The organism is Streptosporangium minutum (assembly GCF_002149035.1).
GTDB lineage: Bacteria > Actinomycetota > Actinomycetes > Streptosporangiales > Streptosporangiaceae > Streptosporangium > Streptosporangium minutum.
Map to the genome: position 1 here is coordinate 1 of NZ_NGFP01000122.1, position 20,512 is coordinate 20,512.

The 20,512-nt window shown below is 71.9% G+C and carries 17 protein-coding genes and 1 pseudogene; 17 read left to right on the forward strand and 1 reads right to left on the reverse strand.

Annotated features, from left to right (window positions below):
- On the reverse strand, nucleotides 1-652 hold a 652-nt coding region (locus CA984_RS24665), incomplete at its 3' end, for a F0F1 ATP synthase subunit gamma (protein ID WP_086575946.1).
- Between the two features lie 266 nt (nucleotides 653-918).
- Between CA984_RS24665 and pyrR the strand changes: the two genes are divergently transcribed.
- The 17 genes and pseudogenes from pyrR to CA984_RS24750 all read left to right on the forward strand — a co-directional run bounded on the left by pyrR (nucleotide 919) and on the right by CA984_RS24750 (nucleotide 20,299).
- Nucleotides 919-1,488 carry a bifunctional pyr operon transcriptional regulator/uracil phosphoribosyltransferase PyrR gene (pyrR, locus tag CA984_RS24670; RefSeq protein ID WP_242676147.1) on the forward strand — a complete coding sequence of 190 codons (570 nt, stop codon included), beginning with the start codon at nucleotides 919-921 and terminating at the stop codon, nucleotides 1,486-1,488.
- Nucleotides 1,485-2,417, forward strand: a complete 933-nt coding sequence (locus CA984_RS24675) for an aspartate carbamoyltransferase catalytic subunit (protein ID WP_012889508.1) — start codon at nucleotides 1,485-1,487, stop codon at nucleotides 2,415-2,417. The genes pyrR and CA984_RS24675 overlap by 4 nt, the downstream gene beginning before the upstream one ends.
- Nucleotides 2,414-3,709, forward strand: a complete 1,296-nt coding sequence (locus CA984_RS24680; protein ID WP_086575932.1) for a dihydroorotase — start codon at nucleotides 2,414-2,416, stop codon at nucleotides 3,707-3,709. The genes CA984_RS24675 and CA984_RS24680 overlap by 4 nt, the downstream gene beginning before the upstream one ends.
- A 127-nt stretch (nucleotides 3,710-3,836) precedes the next feature.
- Entirely contained in the window at nucleotides 3,837-5,039 is a 1,203-nt protein-coding gene (gene carA / locus CA984_RS24685) for a glutamine-hydrolyzing carbamoyl-phosphate synthase small subunit (RefSeq protein WP_086575933.1), read from the forward strand.
- Complete coding sequence (carB, locus tag CA984_RS24690) at nucleotides 5,032-8,352, forward strand: carbamoyl-phosphate synthase large subunit (protein ID WP_086575934.1); 3,321 nt, start codon at nucleotides 5,032-5,034, stop codon at nucleotides 8,350-8,352. The genes carA and carB overlap by 8 nt, the downstream gene beginning before the upstream one ends.
- 207 nt (nucleotides 8,353-8,559) lie before the next feature.
- Nucleotides 8,560-9,393, forward strand: a complete 834-nt coding sequence (locus CA984_RS24695; protein ID WP_242676148.1) for a dihydroorotate dehydrogenase electron transfer subunit — start codon at nucleotides 8,560-8,562, stop codon at nucleotides 9,391-9,393.
- A complete protein-coding gene (locus CA984_RS24700) occupies nucleotides 9,383-10,357 on the forward strand; it encodes a dihydroorotate dehydrogenase (RefSeq protein ID WP_086575936.1) in 975 nt (324 codons plus the stop codon). The genes CA984_RS24695 and CA984_RS24700 overlap by 11 nt, the downstream gene beginning before the upstream one ends.
- Complete coding sequence (gene pyrF, locus CA984_RS24705) at nucleotides 10,354-11,067, forward strand: orotidine-5'-phosphate decarboxylase (RefSeq protein ID WP_086575937.1); 714 nt, start codon at nucleotides 10,354-10,356, stop codon at nucleotides 11,065-11,067. Before CA984_RS24700 ends, pyrF begins: the two co-directional genes overlap by 4 nt.
- Before the next feature lie 186 nt (nucleotides 11,068-11,253).
- Nucleotides 11,254-11,577: an integration host factor, actinobacterial type gene (gene mihF, locus CA984_RS24710; RefSeq protein ID WP_012889515.1), complete on the forward strand. Its 324-nt coding sequence runs from the start codon at nucleotides 11,254-11,256 to the stop codon at nucleotides 11,575-11,577.
- Between the two features lie 152 nt (nucleotides 11,578-11,729).
- Nucleotides 11,730-12,344, forward strand: coding sequence for a guanylate kinase (gmk, locus tag CA984_RS24715; protein WP_086575947.1), 615 nt, complete (start codon nucleotides 11,730-11,732; stop codon nucleotides 12,342-12,344).
- A gap of 13 nt (nucleotides 12,345-12,357) precedes the next feature.
- Nucleotides 12,358-12,621, forward strand: coding sequence for a DNA-directed RNA polymerase subunit omega (rpoZ, locus tag CA984_RS24720; protein ID WP_012889517.1), 264 nt, complete (start codon nucleotides 12,358-12,360; stop codon nucleotides 12,619-12,621).
- 224 nt (nucleotides 12,622-12,845) lie between these two features.
- Nucleotides 12,846-14,042 (forward strand): annotated as a pseudogene (gene coaBC / locus CA984_RS24725) (bifunctional phosphopantothenoylcysteine decarboxylase/phosphopantothenate--cysteine ligase CoaBC); the annotation flags it as partial.
- A gap of 91 nt (nucleotides 14,043-14,133) precedes the next feature.
- Nucleotides 14,134-14,502 (forward strand): hypothetical protein, encoded by a 369-nt coding sequence (locus tag CA984_RS24730; protein WP_031162703.1) that lies wholly within the window; start codon nucleotides 14,134-14,136, stop codon nucleotides 14,500-14,502.
- Nucleotides 14,503-14,615: 113 nt separating this feature from the next.
- Nucleotides 14,616-15,191 carry a TPM domain-containing protein gene (locus tag CA984_RS24735; protein ID WP_086575938.1) on the forward strand — a complete coding sequence of 192 codons (576 nt, stop codon included), beginning with the start codon at nucleotides 14,616-14,618 and terminating at the stop codon, nucleotides 15,189-15,191.
- Nucleotides 15,192-15,335: 144 nt separating this feature from the next.
- Complete coding sequence (metK, locus tag CA984_RS24740) at nucleotides 15,336-16,523, forward strand: methionine adenosyltransferase (protein WP_086575939.1); 1,188 nt, start codon at nucleotides 15,336-15,338, stop codon at nucleotides 16,521-16,523.
- Between the two features lie 148 nt (nucleotides 16,524-16,671).
- Complete coding sequence (locus CA984_RS24745) at nucleotides 16,672-19,002, forward strand: ATP-binding protein (RefSeq protein ID WP_108724615.1); 2,331 nt, start codon at nucleotides 16,672-16,674, stop codon at nucleotides 19,000-19,002.
- Nucleotides 19,003-19,069: 67 nt separating this feature from the next.
- Nucleotides 19,070-20,299, forward strand: coding sequence for a LuxR C-terminal-related transcriptional regulator (locus tag CA984_RS24750; protein ID WP_086575941.1), 1,230 nt, complete (start codon nucleotides 19,070-19,072; stop codon nucleotides 20,297-20,299).
- Nucleotides 20,300-20,512: the final 213 nt, after the last annotated feature.

The following is a 20,512-nucleotide window of genomic DNA, read 5'->3' on the forward strand; positions in this document are numbered from 1 at the left end:
GTGGCAGGGGGGCGGAGACGGAGCCCTCGGCCCGGCCGCCGATCTCCCGCTCCTCGATCTCCAGGGGCAGGATCCGGTGCACGCGGGTCTCCTGGGTCAGCATGGAGCCGAACTCGGTGAAGACGACGTGCACCTCGCCCACCCCGCCCTCCCGGGTGGGCGTGTCGAAGGCCTCCACCAGCGTCTGGCCGATCTCGGCGGCGACGTCGTAGGTGGGGTGGTCCGACAGCCCGACCCACTCCCGCTCGGTCCTCCTGTGCCGGAAGCGGTAGAAGTCCACCGCCTTGCGGCCCGAGAGATAGAACACCGGCTCCTTGTCCTGCTCGCGCAGGAGCGCCGCCAGCGCGTCCCCCCGGCGCAGCACGTTGTTGTTGAAGCCGCCGCAGAAGCCCCGGTCGCTGCTCATCAGCAGCACGGCCACGCGCGAGGTGTCGGGCTTGAGGTTGAGCAGCGCGTGGTCCAGGTGGATGCCGTGGCTGACGAGGATGGAGGCCGCCCTGGTGATCTCCGTGGCGTACGGCCTGGCGGAGTCGAGGCGCTGGCGCGCCCGGGGGATCCGGGAGGAGGCGATGAGCTCCTGCGCCCGAGTGATCTTGGCCGTCGAGGTGACGGACCGGATGCGCGCGCGGATCGCGCGGAGTTGGGCGCCCATGCTCTCCCCCGAGGTCTGCTGCCGGCCGGGATGCCGTCACGGTTGGCCCTGCCCTCGGCGGTCCGCCGTCACGGCCGGGGGAGGTGAGAGTTTGCCGATTAATGGGGCCTGTTCGGCTCTAAGTACCATGCATGGTGCTATGTCATAGTTTGATGCCGTTAGGGAAGCAAGGGGTCGATTCCGGCCCACTGCCGGACGGCTGCTAACGTGAGGTCGTTGACTTCCTTTAAGACCCGTCCCGTGAGGCGGGAAAGGTGGTGTTTTCTTTGGCTGATGCCATTTCGCATGCCCACAGCGGCGCACGTGCGGTCCTCGAGGGGCCCGACATCAATCGCGCGCTGGTCCGCATCTCCCACGAGATCCTTGAGCGCACCAAGGGCGCCGAGGACATCGTCCTCCTCGGGATCCCCACGCGGGGCGTCCATCTGGCCCGGCGCCTGGCCGCCTGCATCAAGCAGTTCGAGGGCCGCTCGGTCCCCGTCGGATCCCTCGACGTGACGATGTACCGCGACGACCTCCGCCTGCGCCCCGCCCGCGCGCTGGGCCGCACCGAGCTGCCCGCCGACGGCATCGACGGCAGGATCGTCGTCCTCGTCGACGACGTCCTCTACTCCGGCCGCACCGTCCGCTCCGCGCTCGACGCGCTCAACGACCTGGGCCGCCCGCAGGCCGTCCAGCTCGCCGCCCTGGTCGACCGCGGCCACCGCGAGCTGCCCATCCGCGCCGACTACGTGGGCAAGAACCTGCCGACCTCCAAGTCCGAGATCGTCAAGGTCTACCTGGAGGAGAACGACGGCCGCGACGCGGTCCTGCTGCTGAAGGAAGACGACAAGTGAAGCGGCACCTGATCTCGGCGGCCGACCTGAGCCGTGACGACGCCCTGCTCATCCTGGACACCGCCGACGAGCTGGCGAAGATCTCGGAACGCTCCATCAAGAAGCTGCCCACCCTGCGCGGCCGCACCGTGGTCAACCTCTTCTTCGAGGACTCCACCCGGACCAGGATCTCCTTCGAGGCGGCGGCCAAGCGCCTGTCGGCGGACGTCATCAACTTCTCCGCCAAGGGCTCCAGCGTCTCCAAGGGCGAGTCGCTCAAGGACACCGCGCTCACCCTGGAGGCGATGGGCGCCGACGCCGTCGTCATCCGGCACGGCGCCTCCGGCGCGCCGCACCGCCTGGCCGGCTGGGTGCGCGGCAGCGTCGTCAACGCCGGCGACGGCACCCACGAGCACCCCACCCAGGCCCTGCTCGACGCCTTCACCATGCGCCGCCGCCTCGGCCCGCTGGACGGCAGGAAGGTCACCATCGTCGGCGACGTGCTGCACAGCCGGGTGGCCCGCTCCAACGTGCTGCTGCTGAACACGCTCGGCGCCGAGGTGACCCTGGTCGCCCCGCCCACGCTGCTGCCGGTGACCGTGGACTCCTGGCCGTGCGAGGTCTCCTACGACCTCGACTCCGTGCTGCCCAAGTCCGACGTGGTGATGATGCTGCGCGTGCAGCGCGAGCGGATGAACGCCGCGTTCTTCCCCACCGAGCGGGAGTACAGCCGCCGCTACGGTCTCGACCGCGACCGGGTCGCGAAGATGCACGACGAGGCCATCGTGATGCATCCCGGCCCGATGAACCGGGGAATGGAGATCGCGGCCGAGGTGGCCGACTCTCCGCGCTCGACGATCGTCGAGCAGGTCGCCAACGGTGTGACCACTCGCATGGCCGTTCTGTACCTGCTGCTTGGCGGCGCCGACCTCGGGGGAGAGATCCAGTGACCACCACCGTCATCAAGGGTGCGAAGATCCTCGGCGGCGAGCCCGCCGACATCCTGATCCGCGACGGGGTCGTCGCCGAGATCGGCCAGGGGCTGGCCGGCGACACGGAGATCGACGCCCGGGGCCTCATCGCCCTGCCCGGCCTGGTGGACCTCCACACCCACCTGCGCGAGCCCGGCCGCGAGGACGCCGAGACCGTCGAGACCGGCACCCGCGCCGCCGCCCTGGGCGGCTACACCGCGGTGCACGCCATGGCCAACACCGACCCGGTGGCCGACACCGCCGGCGTCGTCGAGCAGGTCTGGCGCCTGGGCCAGGAGGCCGGCCACTGCGACGTGCGGCCGGTCGGCGCCGTCACCGTCGGCCTCCAGGGCGAGCGCCTGGCGGAGCTCGGCGCGATGGCCGACTCCGCCGCGCGGGTCCGGGTCTTCTCCGACGACGGCAAGTGCGTCTCCGACGCGGTGCTCATGCGCCGCGCGCTGGAGTACGTCAAGGCCTTCGACGGCGTGGTCGCCCAGCACGCCCAGGAGCCGCGCCTGACCAAGGACGCGCAGATGAACGAGGGTGCGGTCTCCGGCAGGCTCGGCCTGACCGGCTGGCCGGCGGTCGCCGAGGAGGCGGTCATCGCCCGTGACTGCCTTCTCGCCGCGCACGTCGGCTCCCGCCTGCACGTCTGCCACCTGTCCACGGCGGGCTCGGTGGAGATCGTCCGCTGGGCCAAGTCGAAGGGCTGGAACGTCACCGCCGAGGTGACCCCGCACCACCTGCTCCTCACCGACGATCTCGTCGAGGACTCCCCGGTGGGCTCCTACAACCCGATCTACAAGGTCAACCCGCCGCTGCGCACCCGCGCGGACGTGGAGGCGCTGCGCGAGGCCCTGGCCGACGGCACGATCGACTGCGTCGCCACCGACCACGCCCCGCACCCGGTCGAGGACAAGGAGACCGAGTGGGCCGCCGCGGCCATGGGCATGATCGGCCTGGAGACGGCCCTGTCGGTGGTCCAGGAGGCCATGGTGGAGACCGGGCTGCTCGACTGGGCCGGCGTGGCCGAGCGCATGTCCTTCGCCCCGGCCAGGATCGGCCGGCTCGAGGAGCACGGCCGGCCGATCGAGGTAGGCGCCCCGGCCAACATCACCCTCTACGACGCCGCCGTGCGCGCCGAGGTGGACCCGGCCGGCTACGCCTCCAGGAGCCGTAACACCCCGTATGAGGGCAGGACCCTTCCCGGCCGGGTCGTGGCCACCTTCCTGCGCGGCAGGCCGACCGTCCTGGACGGAAAGCTCGCGTGACGGCCCTCGCCCGCCGGAGGCGGCCCGCCCGCCCGGCGGGCGTCCCACATCGTGGAGGCGTCCCCCTCCGGGGCGCCGGATATTTCATACTTTGCGGAGCAATGACCGAGATGATCGGGGTGTTTGAGTGACCGCAGTGCTAGTGCTGGAAGACGGACGTGTCTTCCATGGGATTCCCTATGGCGCCGAGGGGGAGACCTTCGGTGAGATGGTCTTCAACACCGGGATGACCGGCTACCAGGAGACGCTCACCGACCCCTCCTACCACCGCCAGATCGTCGCGATGACCGCGCCGCACATCGGCAACACCGGAGTCAACGACGAGGACCCCGAGTCCTCGCGCGTCTGGGTCTCCGGCTACGTGGTCCGCGAGCCCGCGCGCGTCTCCTCCAACTGGCGGGCCAACCGCTCCCTCGACGACTACCTCAGGGCGCAGGGCGTCGTCGGCATCGCCATCGCCGGCACCCGCGCCCTCACCCGCCACCTGCGCGAGCGCGGCGCCATGCGCGCCGGCGTCTTCTCCGGCACCGCCCTCGCCCCGGTCGAGGAGCTCCTGGAGCGCGTCCGGCGCAGTCCCGCGATGGAGGGCGCCGACCTGGCCGAGGCGGTCTCGACCGCCGAGCCGTACGTCGTGCCGGCGATCGGCGCCAAGCGCTTCACCGTGGCGGCCGTCGACCTCGGCATCAAGGCGATGACCCCGCACCGGATGGCCGAGCGCGGCTGCGAGGTGCACGTCCTGCCGGCCTCCAGCACCGCCGAGGACATCCTCGCGCTCGCCCCGGACGGGGTGTTCTTCTCCAACGGCCCCGGCGACCCGGCCACCGCCGACGGGCCGGTCGAGGCGTTGCGCGGGGTCCTCGACTCCGGCACGCCGTTCTTCGGCATCTGCTTCGGCAACCAGATCTTCGGCCGGGCCCTCGGGCTGGGCACCTACAAGCTCCGCTACGGCCACCGCGGGGTCAACCAGCCGGTCCAGGACCGGCGCACCGGCAAGGTGGAGATCTCCGCGCACAACCACGGCTTCGCCGTGCAGGCCCCCCTGGAGGGGAGCTTCGACACGCCGTACGGCCCGGCGGAGGTCAGCCACGTCAACCTCAACGACGACTGCGTCGAGGGACTGCGGCTGCTCGACCGCCCCGCCTTCAGCGTCCAGTACCACCCCGAGGCCGCGGCCGGTCCGCACGACTCCGCCGGCCTGTTCGACGGCTTCTGCGCGCTGATGGAATCGGCCAGGGGACGAGTGAGCGTGACCATGAGCGCGGAAGCCGCCAGGGGACATGGCGCGGGCGAGGAGCCGGGCGCCGACACGGAGGGAAGCAAGGGTGCCTAAGCGCACGGACATCCAGTCGGTCATGGTGATCGGCTCCGGGCCCATCGTGATCGGGCAGGCCTGCGAGTTCGACTACTCGGGCACCCAGGCCTGCCGCGTGCTGCGCGCCGAGGGCTTCCGCGTGATCCTCGTCAACAGCAACCCGGCGACGATCATGACGGACCCCGAGTTCGCCGACGCCACCTACGTCGAGCCGATCACCCCGGACATGGTCGAGAAGATCATCGCCAAGGAGCGCCCCGACGCGCTGCTGCCCACCCTCGGCGGCCAGACCGCGCTGAACACCGCGATCGCCCTGCACGAGGCCGGCGTCCTGGCCAAATACGACGTCGAGCTGATCGGCGCCGACGTGGACGCCATCCAGGCCGGCGAGAACCGCGAGCTGTTCAAGGGCATCGTGGCCAAGGTCGCGCGGGAGCGCGGCCTCAACGCCGACTCGGCCCGCTCGTTCGTCTGCCACACCCTGGACGAGTGCCTGACGGCCGCCGGTGAGCTGGGCTACCCGCTGGTCGTGCGGCCCTCCTTCACCATGGGCGGCGTCGGCTCCGGCTTCGCCCACGACGAGGAGGGCCTGCGCCGCATCGCCGGAGCGGGCCTCGACGCCTCGCCGACCACCGAGGTGCTCCTGGAGGAGTCCATCCTCGGCTGGAAGGAGTACGAGCTGGAGGTCATGCGCGACAAGGCCGACAACGTCGTCATCGTCTGCTCCATCGAGAACATCGACCCGATGGGCGTGCACACCGGCGACAGCGTCACCGTGGCCCCCGCCCTGACGCTCACCGACCGCGAGTACCAGAACATGCGCGACGTCGCCATCGCGGTCATCCGCGAGGTCGGCGTGGACACCGGCGGCTGCAACATCCAGTTCGCCGTCGACCCGGCCACCGGCCGCATGGTCGTCATCGAGATGAACCCGCGCGTCTCCCGCTCCAGCGCCCTCGCCTCGAAGGCCACCGGCTTCCCGATCGCGAAGATCGCCGCCAAGCTGGCCATCGGCTACACCCTGGACGAGATCCCCAACGACATCACCAAGGAGACCCCGGCGTCGTTCGAGCCCTCGCTCGACTACATCGTGGTCAAGGTGCCCCGCTTCGCCTTCGACAAGTTCCCCGGCGCCGACCAGACCCTGACGACCCACATGAAGTCGGTCGGCGAGGCCATGGCCATCGGCCGGTCCTTCCCCGAGGCCCTGCAGAAGGCGCTGCGCTCGCTGGAGAAGAAGGGCGCCGTCTTCACCTGGGCGGGCGAGCCGGGCGACAAGGACGACCTCCTGAGGGCCTGCCGCACGCCGCACGACAGCCGGCTGTTCACCATGCAGCAGGCCATCCGCGCCGGCGCCACGCCCGCCGAGCTGTTCGAGGCCACCGCGGTGGACCCGTGGTTCCTGGACCAGCTCTACGCGATCGACGAGGTCGCCGCCGAGCTGCGCCAGGCCCCCCAGCTCACCGCCGAGGTGCTGACGAAGGTCAAGCGGCACGGCTTCAGCGACCTGCAGATCGCCGAGCTGCGCGACATGACCGAGCCCCGGGTCCGCGACCTGCGCCACGCGCTCGGCGTCCGGCCGGTCTACAACACCGTCGACACCTGCGCCGCCGAGTTCGCCGCGCGCACGCCCTACCTCTACTCCACCTACGACGAGGAGACCGAGGTCCCGTACGGCGAGCGCCCCAAGGTCCTCATCCTCGGCTCGGGGCCGAACCGGATCGGCCAGGGCATCGAGTTCGACTACGCCTGCGTGCACGCCTCCTTCGAGCTGTCGGCGGCCGGCTACGAGACCGTCATGGTCAACTGCAACCCCGAGACGGTCTCCACCGACTACGACACCTCCGACCGGCTCTACTTCGAGCCGCTCACCCTGGAGGACGTCCTGGAGGTCGTCCACGCCGAGCAGCAGACCGGCCCGGTCGCGGGCGTCATCGTCCAGCTCGGCGGCCAGACCCCGCTCGGCCTGGCCCAGGCGCTCAAGGACGCCGGGGTCCCGATCGTCGGCACCTCGCCGGAGTCGATCCACCTCGCCGAGGAGCGCGGCGCGTTCGGCCGCGTCCTGGCCGAGGCCGGGCTGCCCGCGCCCAAGCACGGCACCGCGGTCACCGTGGACGAGGCCCTGGCCATCGCCGGGGAGATCGGCTACCCGGTCCTGGTCCGGCCCTCCTACGTCCTGGGCGGCGCCGGCATGGCCATCGTCTACGACGACGAGACGCTGACGACCTACATGTCCAAGGCCGGCGCGGCCAGCGACCACCCGGTGCTGGTGGACAAGTTCCTCGACGAGGCCGTCGAGATCGACGTGGACGCGCTGTTCGACGGCGAGGAGCTCTACCTCGGCGGCGTGATGGAGCACATCGAGGAGGCCGGCATCCACTCCGGCGACTCGGCGTGCTCGCTGCCCCCGATGACGCTCGGCAGCCACGACATCAAGCGCATCCGCACCGCCACCGAGGAGATCGCCCGAGGCGTGGGCGTGCGCGGCCTGCTCAACGTGCAGTACGCCATGTCGGCCAACATCCTCTACGTGCTGGAGGCCAACCCGCGTGCCAGCCGTACGGTGCCGTTCGTCTCCAAGGCCACGGCGGTGCCGCTGGCCAAGGCGGCGGCCCGGGTGATGATGGGCGCCACGGTGGCCGAGCTGCGCGCCGAGGGCATGCTCCCGGCCGAGGGCGACGGCGGCACCATGCCGCTGGACGCGCCCATCGCGGTCAAGGAGGCGGTGCTGCCGTTCAACCGCTTCCGCGGCGTGGACACCGTGCTGGGCCCGGAGATGCGCTCCACCGGCGAGGTCATGGGCATCGACCAGTTCTTCGGCACGGCCTACGCCAAGTCGCAGGCCGCCGCCTACGGCTCGCTGCCGACCGGCGGACGGGCGTTCGTCTCGGTGGCGAACCGGGACAAGCGTGCGATGATCTTCCCGGTCAAGGCGCTCGCGGACCTCGGTTTCGAGATTCTGGCCACCGAGGGAACGGCCGAGGTGCTGCGCCGCAACGGTGTCCATGCCAAGATCGTGCGAAAGCAGAGCGACGGAACCGGTCCCGAGGGTGAGCCGACCATCGGCCGGCGCATCCTGGATGGTGAGGTGGATCTCATCGTGAACACGCCCTTCGGCAGTCCCGGCCAGGCCGGGCCGCGGCTGGACGGCTACGAGATCCGCACCGCCGCCGTGCTGCGGGGCATCCCCTGCATCACGACCGTCCAGGGGCTCGCCGCGGCCGTCCAGGGCATCCAGGCCATCGTCCGCGGCGACATCGGCGTACGGTCGCTCCAGGAGCACGCGGAGCGGCTGAGGGGACGAGCGAGTGCAGTGGCCGGCGAAGAATGAGCCGTCCGCGGAGCGAGTGAGGAGCCGAGCGCGACCATGGGTACGGCGGCTGAGGGGACGAGCGAGTGCAGTGGCCGGCGAAGAATGAGCCGTCCGCGGAGCGAGTGAGGAGCCGAGCGCGACCATAGGCACAGCGGTTGCGGGGCTGATGCGCCTTAGGCGGAGGTGAGGGAGACGCCTGTTACTCCGGTACAGGTGACGGGCACGGTGCTGACGACGCGCCGGGTCGACGCCTATCATGCGCTGACCGTGGTCGCGCCCGGCATCGCCGAGCGTTTCCGGCCCGGCCACTTCGTCTCGGTGGCCGTCGGCGGGGCGCAGACGTCGACGCTGACGCGCCGTGCCTTCTCCATCCACGACGTCAAGCCCGACTACAGCGGCACGGTGGAGTTCGTCTTCACCGTGCGCGGTCCCGGCACGGCGTGGCTGGCCGAGCGCCGCGCCCGCGACACGCTGGATCTGGTCGGGCCGCTCGGCCGTCCGTTCCCGCTGCCGCGCGACCCGGTGACCTGCGTCCTGGTGGGCGGTGAGTACGGCTCGGCGACGCTGTTCACCGTGGCCGACGCGCTCCAGCAGCGCGGCTGCCGCGTCGACTTCGTACTGGGTGCGGCCTCCGCCGACCGGGTGTTCGGCGCGCTGCGCGCCCGCAGGATGGGGGAGACGACCACGCTGACCACCGAGGACGGCTCCCTGGGCCTGCGCGGCCGGGTGACCGACGTGCTGCCCGGCGTGATCGCCGACGTCCGGGCCGACGTGGTCTACGCCTGCGGTCCGATGCCGATGCTGCGCGGCGTCACCGCCGTGGCGGTCGAGTTCGACATCCCGGTCCAGGTGGCCGTGGAGGAGCGGATGGCGTGCGGGATCGGCGTCTGCATGACGTGCGTGCTGCCCGTCATCGGCGACGACGGCGTGACCCGGATGGTGCGCTCGTGCGTCGAAGGACCGGTCTTCCGGGGCGAGCGCGTCCGCTTCGACGATGTGGGAACGATCCCGTTCGACGCGCTCGGAGCGCCCGGTGGGGGATCGCGCAATGTCGGTTGACATGCGGACGTACCTGGGCCACGTGGAACTGGTCAACCCGATCATCACGGCCGCGGGGTGCGCGGCCTCGGGCTCCGAGCTCGCCCAGTTCTTCGACCTGGGCCGGATCGGCGCGCTGACCACGCGGTCGATCACGATGGCCCCCAGAGCGGGCCGTCCGACCCCCAGGATGGCCGAGACGCCCTCGGGCATGCTCAACGCCATCGGCCTCCAGGGGCCGGGCGTGGACGCCTTCCTGGAGCGCGAGCTGCCCTGGCTGGCCCAGCGGAGCGTCAGGACCGTGGTCTCCATCGGTGGCGGCACCGTGGCCGAGTACACCGCGCTGGCCCGCAGGCTCACCGACGCCCCCGGGGTGAGCGCCGTGGAGGTCAACCTGTCCTGTCCCAACATCGAGGACCGGGGGCGCGTCTTCGCCCGCGACGGGGCCGCCTCGGCCGAGGTGATCGCCTCGGTGCGCTCGGTGATGCGCTACGACGTGCCCGTGGTGGCCAAGCTCTCCCCGGACGTGATGGACGTCGTGAGCGTCGCCCGCGCGTGCGTGGACGGCGGCGCGGACGCGCTCTCGATGATCAACAACCCGCTCGGCATGAGCATCGACACCGAGGCCATGCGCCCGTCGCTGGCGGCGGTCACCGGCGGGCTGTCCGGACCGGCCATCCGGCCGCTGGCCGTACGCTGCGTGTGGCAGGTGCACGCCGCGCTGCCCGGCGTGCCCATCATCGGCATGGGCGGCGTGCTGACCGGCCGGGACGCCTTCGAGCTCATCCTCGCCGGGGCCTGTGTCGTCGCCGTCGGCACCGCGCTGTTCCACGACCCCTACGCCTGCCTGCGCATCCTGCGCGAGCTGGAGGAGCTCCTGGCGGCCCGGGGGTTCCACCGGCTGGCCGACGCGGTCGGGCTGGCCCATCGCCCGCCGGGGGCGTCCACCCGGCACCGGATAGATCTAGAGGAGAGTTCCCTGTGACGCCCGCACCCATCGCCGTCGCCCTGGACGCACCCGACCTGGAGACCGCGGCCCACTGGGCGAGCCTGGTGACGCCCCACGTCAGCACGGTCAAGGTCGGACTCGAACTCTACCTCCGTTACGGACCCGAGGTGATCGCCTCGGTGCGCGGGGCGAGCGGCGTGCAGGTGTTCCTGGACCTGAAGCTCCACGACATCCCGAACACCGTCGCCGGCGCGGCCAAGGCCGTGGCACGGCTCAAGCCCGCCATCCTGACCGTCCACGCGGCCGGTGGCCCGGCGATGATCCAGGCGGCGGTGGAGGCCCTGCCCGACACCCAGATCGCGGCCGTGACGGTGCTCACGTCGCTCTCCGACGCCGATCTGGAGCGGATCGGCGTCGCGGGTCCCTCCGATGACGCCGCGCGCCGTCTGGCGGTCGTGGCCGTCGGCGCGGGCGCCCAGGCCCTCGTGTGCTCGCCGCGTGAGGTCGCCACGGTGCGGGCAGAGGTCGGGCCGGACATCACCCTGATCACTCCCGGCGTCCGCCCCGTCGGCGCCGCGAGTCAGGATCAGGCAAGAGTAGCGACTCCTGAGCAGGCGCTCGCCGACGGGGCCGATCTTCTGGTCATCGGCCGCCCGATCACCGGTTCGGCCGATCCCGGAGCGGCCGCCGCGGGGATCGCCGCGGCGCTCCGGCGGACCCTCGCCGGCAGCGGACGCGCGGTGTGATCCAAATCCCCGGAAACACGGCGCTGAGCGCAGTTTCGTCGACACTGAGCGACTTTTAGGCTACACAAAGTGACGAAGTAGATTTTCTAAGGGAAGAAACTGGGCTTGACGTTGCTTGAAGCGTCATGACCAGCTAGTTTCCCTTCCCGTCCGAGTACATCCACAGGAAATTCGAGGTGACCCGGCGTGGCTCTTCCTCCCCTTACCCCTGAGCAGCGCGCCGCAGCCCTAGAGAAGGCTGCCAAGGCCCGCCGAGAGCGTGCCGAGGTTAAGAATCGCCTGAAGCACGGCGCGATCTCTCTGGCTGAGGTGCTCAAAGACGGGCAGGCCGACGACGTCATCGGCAAGATGAAGGTGTCGGCCCTTCTGGAGTCGCTCCCCGGCGTGGGCAAGGTCCGCGCCAAGCAGCTGATGGAGCGGCTTGGCATCGCAGAGTCCCGCCGCGTGCGGGGCCTCGGCGCCAACCAGCGAGCTTCGCTCGAGCGTGAGTTCGGCGGTGCCGAGAGCTAGTCTCGGTTCAGTAAGAACACGCTCACCCGCATCCGCGGGAACGGCATCACGGGGGGTTTGGAGTGACCGGAACGTCGTGGCCCGGCGAGAGTCGGGTCCCGGAGGAAACCGCTGAGAGCGGGTCCGGTGGCTTCACCTCCCCGGTCGCAGGCCTGGTGGCGGCGCGAGCCTCCGCCGGGCCGACCGGCAACCGCCTGACGGTCCTCTCAGGGCCGTCAGGCGTCGGCAAGTCCACGGTCGTCGCCGAGCTTCGGCGGGCACACCCCCAGGTGTGGCTGTCGGTCTCGGTGACCACCAGGAAGCCCCGGCCCGGGGAGACCCACGGGGTGGAGTACTTCTTCGCCGACGACGACGAGTTCGACCGCCTGGCCGCCTCCGACGAGCTGCTGGAGTGGGCCGAGTTCGCCGGCAACAGGTACGGCACGCCGCGCGGCCCGGTGCTCGAGAAGCTCGCCGCCGGAGTGCCCACGCTGCTGGAGATCGACCTCCAGGGCGCGCGCCAGGTCCGGGCGAGCATGCCCGAGGCGATGCTGGTCTTCCTGGCCCCGCCGACCTGGGAGGAGCTGGAGAAGCGCCTGCGCGGCAGGGGAACCGAGCCCGAGGACGTCATCGCCCGGCGTCTGGCCGCGGGCCGGATCGAGATGGCCGCGGAGCAGGAATTCGACCTGACTCTTGTGAACACGTCCGTCCAGGATGTATGTCATCGGCTGATAGCCTTACTGGCTGATGCTCCCGAGGCTTCGAGCCCCGGTCGTTCACCTAGCTAGGGGAAATCACAACGTGGCAACGAACGCCGCCTATTCCGAAGGCATCACCAACCCGTCGATCGACGCGCTCCTCGACATCGTCGACAGCAAGTACAGCCTCGTGATCTTCGGCTCGAAGCGCGCGCGCCAGATCAACGCCTACTACTCCCAGCTCGGCGAGGGCCTGCTGGAGTACGTCGGCCCGCTGGTGGAGACCCACGCCCAGGAGAAGCCGCTGTCCATCGCGCTGCGCGAGGTCAGCGAGGGCCTGCTCACCTCCGAGCCGATCGAGGGCTAGTCCCACCGATGCGGACGCCTGGCGAGGATGCGACGGTGAACGGTCCCGCCGGACGGGCGGCACCGGGCGGCGGCCGAGACCACGGTCTCCGGCCCGCCGGGCAGGAAGGCGCCGGCAGCCACCGGCCTCCCGCGGCCGAGCCCGACGGGCACGACCGGAGCCAGGGGCCCGGACCCGAGGAAACCGGCCGGAGTCACGGGCCCGGGCCGGACCGCGGCCGTAGACCCGCCGTCGTCCTCGGCGTGAGCGCGGGAATCGCCGCCTACAAGGCCTGCGAGCTGCTCCGCCTCCTCACCGAGTCCGGTCACGACGTCCGCGTCGTCCCGACCCGGGAGGCGCTCCGTTTCGTCGGCGAGCCGACCTGGGCGGCCCTGTCCGGCAACCCGGTGACGGCCGACGTCTGGGAGTCCGTGCACGAGGTGCCCCATGTCCGGATCGGACAGGGCGCCGATCTGGTGGTCGTCGCCCCCACCACCGCCGACGTGCTCGCCAAGGCCGCCCACGGGCTGGCCGGCGACCTGCTCACCAACACCCTGCTCACCGCGCGGTGCCCGGTGGTGTTCGCCCCCGCGATGCACACCGAGATGTGGGAGCACCCCGCGACCCGGGCCAACGTGGCCACGCTCCGCGAGCGCGGCGCGATCGTCATCGACCCCGCCGTGGGCCGTCTGACCGGCGCCGACACCGGCCGCGGCCGGCTGCCCGACCCCAAGGAGATCTTCGAGGTCTGCCGCAGGGTCCTGACCGGGCGCCCCGCCGACCTGGCCGGCCGCCGTCTGGTGATCTCCGCCGGGGGCACCCGCGAGGCCGTCGACCCGGTCCGCTTCATCGGCAACCGCTCCTCGGGCCTGCAGGGATACGCCCTGGCCCGCACGGCCGTCGCCCGCGGCGCCGAGGTGGTCCTGGTGGCCGCGAACGTCGCCCTGCCCGATCCCGCCGGGGCCACGATGGTCCGGGTGGAGTCGGCCGTCGAGCTGCGCGCCGCCGTGCTGGAGGCGATGGAGGGCGCCGACGCCGTGGTCATGGCCGCCGCCGTCGCCGACTTCCGGCCCTCGGCGCAGAGCGGTTCGAAGATCAAGAAGACCTCCGCCGAGCCCGAGCCCATCCATCTGGTGAAAAATCCTGACATCCTCGCCGAGTTGGGCGACCGCCGCCGCGAGGGGCTCAAGCCATACCCGTCGGTGATCGTGGGGTTCGCGGCCGAGACCGACGACGTCCTGGCCAACGGGCGGGCCAAGCTGGCCCGCAAGGGCTGCGATCTGCTCGTCGTCAACCAGGTGGGCGACAACCTCGCCTTCGGCACGCCGGACAACGCGGCGGTGGTCCTGGCCGCGGACGGCGAGCCGGTGGAGATCCCGCGCGGTCCCAAGGAGGACCTCGCCGACGCGGTCTGGGATCTCGTCGCCCGGCGGCTGCCCTGATCCGCTTGCCGGACCTCCCCGTACGGCGGATACTGCATCCGGAGTGACCTGCGACGTTGCAGCACGAGTTGCAGCATGAAGGGAATTGACCATGCCGGTCCCCGCCGCCGTCAGGGCCCGCTGCCGCGCCCTGCTCCCCCCAGGGGAGGACATGCGCTACATCCTGCCCGCGCTGTCGGTCGGCTCGCCGGGAATGGCGACCTTCCTGATCGTGGTCACCGACCGTTCGATCTCCGTGCTGTCCACCAAGTTCTTCGACCAGGACGCGCCGACCTCGGTCTACGCCACCCACGCGCGCCGGACGCGGCTCGGCCCGGTGGAGTTCTCCGCGGGCGCGGCCATCGAGCTCGGCGACATGGTGTTCGAGATCGACGAGGAGTACGCGGCGGTGGTCCGCGCCGCCGACGCCGAGGTGTTCGCGCCCGAGACGCTGCCCCCCGATCCGCTGCCCGATCTGTGACCTCATAGTGTGAGCACGAGTGCAGGTGGGCCGTCCAGGGATGGCACGGGTCACCTGGGGGCGCGCCGGTCAAGGGGACGGCTCCGGGGCCGGCCCGGCTGCGGGGGCTGCGGATGCCGTACATCGTTCGCGTTCTGGCCGTGCTGACCTTGACGCTGTCGCTGTCCCCGTGGGGGGCCGCGGCGCACGCCGATCCGCCGGCCGCCGTCCCGGAACCGCCGGTCGCGGTCACTGAGCCGGTGACCGACCGGGCGGGCGCGCTCGGCGGCCGCCGGGCCGAGGTCGAGGCGGCCGTCGCGAGACTGCGGGTCCGGCACGGCGTCCGCCTGTACGTCGTCTACGTCCGGAGCTTCTCAGGCATGGACGCTACCGACTGGGCTGCCACGACGGCCCGGCTCAGCGGCCTGGGCCGACTCGACCTGCTGCTGGCCGTCGCCACCGGGGAGGGCCGCTACGCCGTCTCCGCCGACCCGGCCTTCCCGCTGTCGGGCGCGCAGCTCGACTCGGTGGCCGCGACCGCGATCGAGCCGGGGCTGCGGCACTCCGACTGGGCGGGCGCGCCGATCGTCGCGGCCGGGGAGTACGACGCGGTGCTGGCCTCCGCGGGCACCGTCTCGGCGTGGAACGGCCCAGCTCACGGTGTCCCCCAGGGGCCGGCTGTACCGATTCCCGACCGATCGTGGGGGTGAATCGGTACGGCGCGCCGAAGTTGGACACGAGATGGTTTCGCGACGCTGCTCCGGGTACGGCTAGACTTCGGCTCAGCGCTACTGGTGTCGTGTCGACGCCAGAGCCCCCAGACGCCAGCAGCCGCTGCATGAGGAGCCACTGACTTGTCCCGTCGCCTGTTCACCTCCGAGTCGGTCACCGAGGGCCACCCGGACAAGATCGCCGACCAGATCAGTGACGCGATTCTCGACGCCATGCTCAAGGGTGACCCCAAGAGCCGTGTCGCGGTCGAGACGCTGATCACCACCGGTCAGGTCCACGTCGCCGGAGAGGTGACGACGGAGACCTACGTCGACATCCCCGGTCTCATCCGGGAGAAGATCCTCGAGATCGGTTACGACGCCTCCCACAAGGGCTTCGACGGAGCCTCCTGTGGCGTGTCGGTGTCCATCGGCGCCCAGTCGCCCGACATCGCCCAGGGCGTCGACGACGCCTACGAGGCCCGTGAGGGCGAGGGCGTCGACGAGCTCGACCGCCAGGGCGCGGGTGACCAGGGCCTGATGTTCGGCTACGCCTGCCGCGAGACCCCCGAGCTGATGCCGCTGCCGATCCAGCTCGCGCACCGCCTGGCCGAGCGCCTGTCGCAGGTCCGCAAGGACGGCACCGTGCCCTACCTCCGCCCCGACGGCAAGACCCAGGTCACCATCGAATACGACGGCGACCGCCCGGTCCGCCTCGACACCGTGGTGGTCTCCACCCAGCACGCGGCCGAGATCGACCTCAAGGAGATGCTCGCGCCGGACATCAAGGAGCACGTGGTCGACCCGGTGCTCGACGGCCTGGAGATCGACACCGAGGGCTACCGCCTGCTGGTCAACCCGACCGGCCGTTTCGAGATCGGCGGCCCGATGGGCGACGCCGGGCTGACCGGCCGCAAGATCATCGTCGATACCTACGGCGGCATGGCCCGCCACGGCGGCGGCGCCTTCTCCGGCAAGGACCCGTCCAAGGTGGACCGCTCGGCCGCCTACGCCATGCGCTGGGTCGCCAAGAACATCGTGGCCGCCGGTCTGTCCGACCGCGCCGAGGTCCAGGTCGCCTACGCCATCGGCAAGGCGCACCCGGTCGGCGTGTTCGTCGAGACCTTCGGCACCGAGAAGGTCGAGATCGACAAGATCCAGCAGGCCGTGCTCCAGGTCTTCGACCTGCGCCCGGCCGCGATCATCCGCGACCTCGACCTGCTGCGCCCGATCTACTCGGCGACCTCCGCCTACGGTCACTTCGGCCGCTCGGAGTTCTCCTGGGAGGCCACCGACCGCGCCGAGGCCCTGCGCACCGCCGCCGGTCTCTGACCCGCTCCGCGACAGCCCCCGTGGGACCTCCCACGGGGGCTGTCGCGTCCGCGGGGCCGCCCGTCCCGCCGGGTCCTGACCACCGCCCGCGGCCCTGAGACGTCGATCCCTGTGTAGCTTCTTTTTTTCAAGATCTTGAGGGAGAGATGTGAGCGGGCGGTCGGGGACGGGCGAACTACCGGTGGAGGTCACGAGTTTCGTGGGGCGCAAGGAGGAGGTCCGCCAGGTCAAGCGCCTGCTCCAGACCTCCAGGCTGGTCACTGTCACCGGGGGCGCGGGCATCGGCAAGTCCAGGGTGGCCGTCGAGGCGGCGTCCGGGGTGCGCAGGGCCTTCGCCGACGGCGTCCGGTTCGTGGAACTGGCCGGGGTGAGCGATCCCGGTCATCTGGAGGAGGCCGTGGCCCAGGCGCTGGACCTGGCGGACCCGTCGGACCGCCCGGACGTCGAGGCACTGGCGGACCATCTCCGCGACCGGCGGACCCTGCTGCTCCTGGACACCTGCGAGCATCTCGTGGACGCCTGCGCGCGGCTGGCGCAGACCCTCCTGGAGAGCAGCCCCGAACTGCGGATCCTGGCCACCAGCAGGCAGTCGCTCGGCGTGCCCGGCGAGCACATCGTGGCGCTCGCGCCGATGCCCCTGCCCGGCCCGCACGCGGTGGAGTCCGTGGCCGTGCTCGCCCGCTGCGACTCGGTCGCACTCTTCCTGGAGCGCGTCACCGCCGTCGACCCGCACTACACGCTCACCGCCGGGAACGCCGGCCAGGTCGCCGAGGTCTGCGCCAGGCTCGACGGCATCCCCCTGGCCATCGAGCTGGTCGCCGTCCGGATGCGCACGCTCCCGATCGGCCGGATCCTCGGCCTGCTCGACGACAGGCTCTGGCTGCTGTCGGGCCTCACGGCGGGCAGACGGCACCCGACCGTCGGCGCGACCGTCGAGTGGAGCCACGAGCTGTGCACCGACGACGAGCGGCTGCTCTGGTCGCGGCTGCCGGTCTTCGTGTCGACCTTCGACGCCGCCGCGGCCGAGGGCGTCTGCGCCGACGGGGCGCTGCCCGCCGAACGGATCCTGCCCACTCTGCTCGGCTTGGTGGACAAGTCCATCGTGATCCCGGTCAGACGGGGCGAGGGCACGGTCTACCGGCTGCTGGACATCATCCGGGAGTACGGCGCCGCCAGGCTGCTGGAGAGCGGGGAGCGCGAGTGGCTGCGCCGCCGCCACCTGCGCCACTACCTCGAACTGGCGCGCCGGGGACGGAAGGTCGGCCCGGACGCCGACCAGGTCGAGCTGTGGGGGCGGATCCGGCGCGACTGGCCCAACATCCGCGCGGCCCTCGACCTGTGCGCCGAGGACCCGGCCGAGCACGAGACGGGCCTGAACATGGCCTCGACGCTGTGGTACCTCTGGATCGCCTGCGGGATGCTCCGGGAGGGCCACCATCACCTGGAGCGGCTGCTCGCCCGCTGCCCGCCCGGGACCGAGTCGTGGTCGTGGGCGACGCTCATACTGGCCTACATCGCCATCGCCCGGGGGCACCTGGACGAGGCGCGGCTGCTGCTGGAACGGTGCGGGCGCGGCTCCCCGCCCGGCGGCGACACGGTCCGGCTGCTGCTGCTCAAGCTGAGCGGCACGCTGGCCGTCATCGAGGGCGACCTGCGCGGTGGGGAGGCCCGGCTGAGCGCGGTGGTGGATCGGCTCGGCCCCGGCCCGCACCTTCCCGAGGTGCTCCTGCCGTCGATGGTCGAGCTGGGCCTGAGCCTGATCTGGCGCGGGGAGACCGCGGCCTCCAGGGAGGTCTTCCTGCGTTGCCGGCGGCTCTGCGAGGAGCAGGGGAACTCGTGGGCGCGCGCCTACGCCGACTACGGCCTGGGGCTGGTCGCGATGGCCGAGGGCGACGCGGACCGGGCCGCCTCCTACGCGCGCGACTCGTTACGGGTGAAGAGGCACTTCTCCGACGCCATGGCGATCGTGCTGTGCCTGGAACTGCTGGCCGCCGCCGCGGTGGACCGGGGTGAGCCGGCCAGGGCGGGGCGGCTGCTCAGCGCGGCCCGCACCGGATGGCGGGACAAGGGCCTGCGGGTCTACCCCATGATGATCGAGGACAGCGCCCGCTGTGCCGAGCTGGTCAGGCGGAGCCTGTCGCGCAGGGACTACGATCAGGCGGTCCGCGAGGGGGTCGCGCTCGGCCTGGAGGGGGCGATCGCCTACGCGCTCGGCGAGGAGGAGGCCTCCGGGGGCGCCGCCGTACGCCGCGACTCCGGCTGGGCGCCGCTCACCCGCAGGGAGCGGGAGGTCGCCGAGCTGGTCGCCGAGGGGCTGACCAACCGGCAGATCGCCCACCGGCTGATGGTCGTGCAGCGGACCGTCGACTCCCATGTCGAGCACATCCTGGCCAAGCTGGGCTTCTCGGCGCGCGCCCAGGTCGCGGCCTGGGCGACCCGGCGGCGCCTGGGGAGCTCCGCCGCTCCGGAGAACGCGTGAATACCGCCTGGTAGCGTTTCGGCGGACATGGGGGGCGAAAATGGCGAGGCGGCCGGGGAATCTGCCCGTGGACCTGTCCAGCTTCGTGGGACGGGCCGAGGAGCTGGCCGAGGGCCTGCAGCACCTCGCCGGCACCAGGCTCCTGACCCTCACCGGTCCCGCCGGGGTGGGCAAGACCCGCACCGCCCTGCGCCTGGCCGATACCCTGCGGCGTGGTTTCACCGGCGGCGTCTGGCGGGTCGAGCTGTCGGGCACGGCCGATCCGGCGGCCACCGTCGCCGAGACGCTGGAGGCGGGCGGCGCCCTCTCGCCGCCGGAGATCGCCTCGGCGCTGGGTGACAGGCGGCTGCTCGTCGTGCTCGACACCTGCGAGCATCTCCTCGACGAGGTGACCGCACTGGTGGAGGCCCTGCTCGGCGGGGCGTCGAGGATCGTGGTGGTGGCCACCAGCCGCCAGCCGCTGGGCCTGCCGGGGGAGCGGGTGCTGGGGCTCGCGCCGCTGCCGCTGCCGTCGGCCGTGCGGCTGTTCGAGGACCGGGCCGTGGCCGCCGATCCCGGCTTCGCCCTGACACCGGCCGTCTCGCCGGTGGTCGCCGAGATCTGCGCCAGGCTGGACGGGCTGCCGCTGGCGATCGAGCTCGCCGCCGCCCGGATGCGCTCCCTTTCGGCCCGGGACCTGCTGGAGCGGCTCCGCCACCGCCTCACGCTGCTGACCGGGGTCAGCAGGAGCGTGCTGCCCCGCCACCGCGACCTGCGGGCCTCTGTCCAGTGGAGCCACCGGCTCTGCGACGACGAGCAGCGCAGGCTGTGGGCACTGCTGTCGGCGCTGCCCGGCCCCTTCGACCTGGCCGCCGCCGAGCGGGCCTGCGGCGCCGGGCTCGGGCCGGACCGGGTCGCGCCGGTCCTGGCGGCCCTGGTCGAGCGGTCGGTGGTGCTCCGCGACGCGGAAGGCCGCCACAGGATGCTGGAGGCCTATCGGGAGGTCGGGCTGGGACCGTCCGGGGGCCGGTGGCGGCCGGCCGTACAGGAGCCGCTGCGGGGCGCCGGGCGGTCCCTCCGCGCCCACCAGCCCGGCCGGGTCGCGCGGGCGGTCACCGGCACGCTGAGCGCCCGGGAGCTCCAGGTGGCCGAGCTGATCACCGAGGGGCTGTCGAATCCGATGATCGCCGCCCGGCTGGACATCGCCAAGCGCACCGTGGACGCGCACGTCCGCAACATCCTCGCCAAGGGCGGCCTCGCCTCGCGCACCCAGGTGGCCGCCTGGGTGGCCGAAAACGACGGTCAGGTATCTCCATAGGCACATCGCCCGATGCGGGATACCCGTGACGGAGGCCATGATGGACGCGGCCAGTGGGGCACCGTGCGCTCCGGCGTTCCGCAGCAGTCAGACGGTGTTGAGGGAGGGGTCCCCTTCCGCCTGATGTATCGCCGGGGCGTTCTCCGTGTCGGGCGTGACCCACTGGCCGATCGCCTCCCCGCGCCGGCCGCGCCCCGCGGCCCGGCCGCCTTC

Coding starts and splice junctions, on each gene's coding strand:
- CA984_RS24730 (WP_031162703.1), top strand. CDS start 14,134: ATGCCGGTCCCCGCCGCCGTCAGGGCCCGCTGCCGCGCCCTGCTCCCC.
- CA984_RS24735 (WP_086575938.1), top strand. CDS start 14,616: ATGCCGTACATCGTTCGCGTTCTGGCCGTGCTGACCTTGACGCTGTCG.
- CA984_RS24700 (WP_086575936.1), top strand. CDS start 9,383: ATGTCGGTTGACATGCGGACGTACCTGGGCCACGTGGAACTGGTCAAC.